Origin of the sequence: Thermanaerothrix sp., from assembly GCA_026417795.1 — a bacterium.
Taxonomy (GTDB): Bacteria; Synergistota; Synergistia; order Synergistales; family Synergistaceae; genus Thermanaerovibrio.
Map to the genome: position 1 here is coordinate 1 of JAOACP010000087.1, position 1,725 is coordinate 1,725.

Here is a 1,725-nt window from a genome sequence, read left to right on the forward strand (position 1 = left end):
AGATGTGTATAAGAGACAGATTAAGTAGCGTTCCGCCTGGTTTCCTAGGGCCCCGCGGATCCCGTTGGGGCCCTGGGAAACGAGACAGGATAACCTGGGGCAGTTAAACCCGCAGGGGGTGGTGTGGTTTGAACTTCGTGGATCGCATAAGCCTATGGACCGGCAGGGTCCTTATGTACCTCACCTTGGCCATAGTGGCGGTGGTGGTTTACGGGGTGGTGGTGAGGTACTTCGTGGGCCGGGCGGACGTGAGGGCCATGTTCCTGTCCGTGTGGATGTACGGCGCCCTTTTCGTCATGGGAGGGGCCTATACCCTGTTGGAAAAGGGGCACGTATCGGTGGACATAATATACTCAAAGCTCCCGGCGGGCCTTAAAAGGTGTTTGGACCTTTTGAACACGGCCATAATCCTATGCTGCTGCGGGGTCATCCTCTACGTCAACGTTCCCATAGCCCATCAGTCGTTCCTTCAGCGGGAGGTTGATTCAAGCCTCGGCGTGGTCTTCGCCCCTCCCATCTGGTGGTTCAAGTGGGTCCCGGTCCTGGGGGTGGTGCTTATGGCCCTTCAGGCCCTTTCGATCTTGGCGGGCCTCTTTAAAAAAGCCAAGCCCGAAGGCCCGGGCGGAGGTGTATAAGACATGGGAGAGTCCTACGCGCCGATAGTCATGTTCGCCGCCCTCTTCGGGATGATACTCATCAACCTCCCGGTGGCCTTCGCCCTCTTCGCCACCTCCATGGTCTTCGGGGTGGTCTACTGGGGCTGGGGCGGCCTTTACGTGGTGTTCCAGGGGATATGGACGTTGATGAACAACTGGGCCCTGGTTTCGCTGCCCCTTTTCGTGTTCATGTCCGCCATACTGGAGAAGAGCGGCGTTGCGGAGGAGCTCTTCACCACCCTGTACGACCTGTTCGGCAAGATAAGGGGTTCCCTGGCCATCGTGGCGGTGCTGTTCGGATACCTCATAGGGGCCATGTCGGGGGTGATAGCCGCGGCGGTATCCGCCATGGCGCTGATCCTCTTCCCGGTCATGGAGAAGAACCGCTACGACAGGCGCCTTTCCATCGGCTCCCTGCTGGCGGCGGGGTGTCTTCCCCAGGTGGTGCCGCCAAGCTTCAACATGATAGTCTACGGTTCCGTGGCGGGGGTCTCGGTGGGCAAGCTCTTCGCCGGCGGCCTTGGGGTGGGGCTGGTGATGGCCTTGGTCTTCATAGCCTACATATGGGTCTACTGCTCCGTCAACAAGGACAAGGCGCCGGTCATAACGGAGGAAATACCGCTCCGGGAGAAGCTGGCGTCCTTGCGGTTCCTGGTGGGCCCCTTCCTCATAATAATAGGGGTCCTTGGGTCCATATTCTCCGGCATGGCCACCCCAACGGAGGCCTCCGGAGTGGGGGCCTTCTTGAGCTTGGTCTACGTGGCCTTAAGGAGGCGCCTTAAGGGGGATGTGCTCAAGGACTCCCTGATGGTCACCCTTAAGGTGACCTCCATGGCCTGCTGGATAATGGCCGCGGGCTCCGCCTTCAGCTCCGTCTTCAGCGGCATAGGGGGAAGGACGTTGGTGGTGGGCTTCCTGACCTCCATGCCCGCCGCCAAGGTCTCGGTGCTGCTGTTCTCCATGGCGGTGATCTTCGTGCTGGGCATGTTCATAGACCCGGTCTCCATAATAATGATCATGACCCCCATCCTTACCCCCGCCGTGGTGGAGCTGGGGTACGACCCCATAT

At 59.8% G+C, this 1,725-nt stretch carries 2 protein-coding genes; both read left to right on the forward strand.

Annotated features, from left to right (window positions below):
* Positions 1-137: 137 nt before the first annotated feature.
* On the forward strand, positions 138-635 hold the full coding sequence (locus N2315_09210; GenBank protein ID MCX7829352.1) for a TRAP transporter small permease subunit: 498 nt from the start codon (positions 138-140) through the stop codon (positions 633-635).
* 3 nt (positions 636-638) lie between these two features.
* A partial coding sequence (locus N2315_09215; GenBank protein MCX7829353.1) for a TRAP transporter large permease subunit occupies positions 639-1,725 on the forward strand: 1,087 nt, incomplete at its 3' end.